At 52.6% G+C, this 3,784-nt stretch carries 4 protein-coding genes and 1 pseudogene; 4 read left to right on the top strand and 1 reads right to left on the bottom strand.

The window, feature by feature from the left end; all coding sequences use genetic code 11:
• From AC1DVH_RS27525 to tnpC, 4 genes and pseudogenes are all read left to right on the top strand, one after another.
• Positions 1–1,436 (top strand): polysaccharide biosynthesis protein (locus AC1DVH_RS27525; RefSeq protein WP_477756447.1); only part of this gene is annotated, 1,436 nt, incomplete at its 5' end.
• Between the two features lie 113 nt (positions 1,437–1,549).
• The gene (locus AC1DVH_RS27530) at positions 1,550–1,885 is read left to right on the top strand and encodes a ComEA family DNA-binding protein (RefSeq protein WP_477756448.1); all 336 of its coding nucleotides are present in this window, start codon (positions 1,550–1,552) and stop codon (positions 1,883–1,885) included.
• A gap of 252 nt (positions 1,886–2,137) precedes the next feature.
• A complete protein-coding gene (tnpB, locus tag AC1DVH_RS27535; protein WP_477756450.1) occupies positions 2,138–2,317 on the top strand; it encodes an IS66 family insertion sequence element accessory protein TnpB in 180 nt (59 codons plus the stop codon).
• Positions 2,277–2,966, top strand: a pseudogene (gene tnpC, locus AC1DVH_RS27540) (IS66 family transposase); the annotation flags it as partial. The gene tnpB and the pseudogene tnpC, both read left to right, overlap by 41 nt.
• A 199-nt stretch (positions 2,967–3,165) precedes the next feature.
• Here the strand turns inward: tnpC and AC1DVH_RS27545 are convergent.
• Positions 3,166–3,784: hypothetical protein (locus tag AC1DVH_RS27545; protein ID WP_477756449.1), on the bottom strand; the 619-nt coding region annotated here is incomplete at its 5' end.

A 3,784-nucleotide genomic window follows, 5' to 3' on the forward strand; every position in this document is an offset into this window, starting at 1 on the left:
CTGTTGCCTTTATCGATGACGATAGCGGTATTGCCGATAGGGTTATTTCGGGGCTGCAAGTATATAAGCCTAAACATATCCAACAAATGATCGACAACACGGGCGCTCAGGAAATTCTCCTGGCCATCCCGTCATCCAACCGTGGTCGCCGCCGCGAGATTCTTGGTTTTCTCGAAGGTTTTCCTCTGCACGTTCGAAGTGTCCCGGGCTTCATGGATCTGGCCAGTGGCAGGGTCAAGGTCGACGACATCCAGGAAGTAGACATTGCCGACCTGCTCGGCCGCGATGCTGTTCCGGCTCAGGGGGATTTGCTCGAGCACTGCATCAAGGGGCAGTCCGTTCTGGTTACAGGTGCTGGAGGCTCCATTGGCTCCGAACTCTGCCGTCAGATCCTGGCACTCGGACCCACGACACTTTTGCTGTTTGAGCATAGCGAGTTCAATCTCTACAGCATCTTGTCCGAACTGGAACAGCGAATTGCACGAGAGTCATTGCCGATTCGTCTTTTGCCAATTCTTGGGTCTGTGCGCAATCAGGAAAAACTTCTGGATGTGATGAAATCCTGGCGTGTGGATACGGTGTATCACGCCGCGGCTTACAAGCACGTGCCTATGGTCGAGCATAATATTGCTGAAGGTCTGCTCAACAATGTGATCGGCACACTGAATACAGCACAGGCGGCACTTCAGGCCGGTGTCTCCAACTTTGTATTGATTTCGACTGACAAGGCCGTGAGGCCTACCAATGTAATGGGCAGTACCAAGCGTCTTGCCGAGTTGACGCTGCAGGCGCTCAGTCGAGAGATGGCACCGGTATTGTTCGGTGACACRACCAACGTTTCTCGGGTTAACAAGACGCGCTTCACAATGGTGCGGTTTGGGAACGTTCTGGGATCGTCCGGTTCGGTTATTCCGCTATTTCACAAACAGATCAAGTCGGGGGGGCCACTGACGGTCACTCACCCCAAGATTACTCGATACTTCATGACCATTCCCGAAGCCGCGCAGCTGGTTATTCAAGCGGGTTCCATGGGGCAGGGCGGGGATGTTTTCGTTTTGGACATGGGGGAGCCTGTGAGGATTGTTGAGCTCGCCGAGAAGATGATCCATTTATCTGGTTTGAGCGTCCGTTCGGAAAAAAACCCGCATGGCGACATCTCTATCGAGTTCACGGGCCTGCGTCCGGGTGAAAAACTTTATGAGGAATTATTGATCGGTGACAACGTGGCTGCCACTCAGCACCCGATGATCATGACTGCCAACGAGGATTACCTGTCCTGGGATGTGCTGAAGGTCAAGCTGAGCGAATTGCTCCGCGCCGTTGATCAAGACGATTATGCGCGTGTTCGCCAGTTGTTGCGCGACACCGTTAGTGGCTACTCCCCGGATGGTGAAATCGTCGACTGGATCTACCAGCAGCGACGCCTGGAACCCTGATTGTTTCATATTTTGCAATGTACATATTTTTGACAGCGCCATTACATAGCCTAAGTTTGAGGAGCAGCTTCGGAAAAAGCTGCCTTCTAAAACGCCGTCATGGAGCTTCAATTATGCGTACAGGCTATTTCTACTCTCTGGTCTTTGCCCTTCTCACCAGTGTTCCCGTCGTTACTTTCGCTGCTCCAGTGACCAGTCCCGAGGTGCTCAAGACACCTCAGGTACTGGATGTGGCCGCCAAGGGGCAAGTGGGTAAAATCGATCTTAATCGTGCCGATTCAGCAACGCTGCAGCGTGAACTGTCGGGTATAGGCGAGGCCAAGGCCAAAGCGATTGTTGCATATCGTGAAAGCAATGGGCCATTTGCGTCAGTAGATGAACTGCTKGAAGTGAAGGGGATTGGTAAAGCGCTTCTGGACAGAAATCGCGAGAAGATCGAATTGAACTAAGCGTGTAATTGAACGAAAAAAGCCGATCATTGCAGGCTGTGTAAAAACCTGGCAATCTGCTGGCCGGTTAAAGAAAATGCCCGTATGGCAAGATACGGGCATTTTTCTTATACGCTATATCCAAGGTGAAAAACCGCTCCTGGTGGCCTGAGCGGTTAATTCGTTGTAAGCGCTCCATGAACCCCACATTCAAAGCGCTTAGCTGATCCCGGATGCTGTGCTCCCGATTCCCTCAAGAGCCAGCCCGCCATGATGCGCCCCGATGCAAAAGTCGAAAAAGTCTATCTTTACCCCAAACCCGTGGACTTTCGAAAATCCATTGATGGCCTGGCCGCGCTGGTCGAACTGGATATCAAGGTCGCGGTATTCGACCCTGTGCTTTTCGTCTTCCTCAACAAGCCGGGCTCAGGAGGTGCCGACGCGTCTGCTTGATGGCTATCGCGGCTACGTGATGACCGATGATTATGCCGGTTACAACGCGCTGGGCGCGCAGGAGGGGGTTGAGCGTTTAGGCTGCTGGGCGCATGCACGACGCAAATTCGTCGAAGCGCAAAAAGTACAGCCCAAAGGCAAGACGGGACGTGCCGACATCGCGCTGAACCTGATCAACAAGCTTTATGGCATCGAACGCGATCTACAGGCTGGCAACGACGGCAAGCGTAAAACCGGTCGTCACGCGCACAGCCTGCCGGTGCTGGCTCAGTTGAAAAACTGGATGGAAAAGACACAGCCTCAGGTCACAGCTCAGAACGCCCTGGGCAAAGCCATCAGTTATCTGGCCAACAACTGGAACAAACTTGCGTGGTATGTCGAGGAAGGMTACTTGCCGATTGACAACAACCCTGCCGAACGCGCCATCAGGCCCTTCGTGATCGGAAGGAAGAACTGGTTGTTCACCGACACGTCTAAAGGCGCGACGGCCAGTGCTCAACTTTACAGCCTGGTCGAGACAGCCAAAGCCAACGGCCAAGAGCCCTATGCGTGGCTGCGCCACGCACTTGAGCGCCTGCCGACGGCCTCTTCGGTTGAGGATTACGAAGCTTTACTGCCCTGGAACTGCTCGCCGGTATCGCGTAGTTAAACGCGCTATCCATCTTGATGGCTGGCGGGGTTTACGGATCGCTTACGAAGTGTCACCGTGTTCATGAGAGATCCTCCGCCAAAAACGAGAAAAGCCCTGCAAGCGTAAACCTGCAGGGCTTCTCGGTCAGGCTGACCATATCAATAAACCCGCCGTAGCGGGTCATGTTGAGATTGAAGCTGTTATGAAGTCATAACGTTTAAGTAACGCTGATTCGTTTCCTCACGTTAACTCCAGCTAATACCGGACAACAAATGAACAGCGTGAACGCGTAAGGCATCCAGACAATTGGCCGCTGATATATACTAAACAGGAACAGCGCGAAAAACAGTAATGCCCATTTCGGCAAATCAGCTCTACGCAGAAGCGCGATAGCAAGCAAAATCATAGAGCCTGCAAAAAGGATCATCCCGATGATCCCAAAGTCCGTGAATATTCTCGTTACCACTTGAGAGACTCCACCAAACGTTACGCTAGCGTCAGAGCTTACCCCGAACATAAGAGTCTTCAAACCTGAAGACCAATAGTCATTGAGCAGTTTTTGCATTTCAGGAAGCGATCTATTGTTTATGTACTGAGTCTGACGCAAGGTTGAGGCCGGTAATTCAGTGGTGTTTTTCACTACCGAAGCTTCCGATGCCTGCGTCTCTGGGAGGCTAGCAACTAGCTCCGGAGGAGAAGACAATGGTCCTGTCAAGCTAGGCGCCGATGTAGTGACTTCGACTCCAGGGCCTTTCGCATTCGTTTCTGTGTGGAAAGAATCTGGCTTGATGACTCCTGCGGCAAGCAGCCCTGCAACTACGCTCAGAGCGAGAGGC

The organism is Pseudomonas sp. P4_C3 (genome assembly GCF_056402075.1).

What these genes read in the sequence shown, in the direction of transcription:
- tnpB (WP_477756450.1), top strand. Translation starts at nt 2,138, where the DNA reads ATGCGCCCCGATGCAAAAGTCGAAAAAGTCTATCTTTACCCCAAACCC.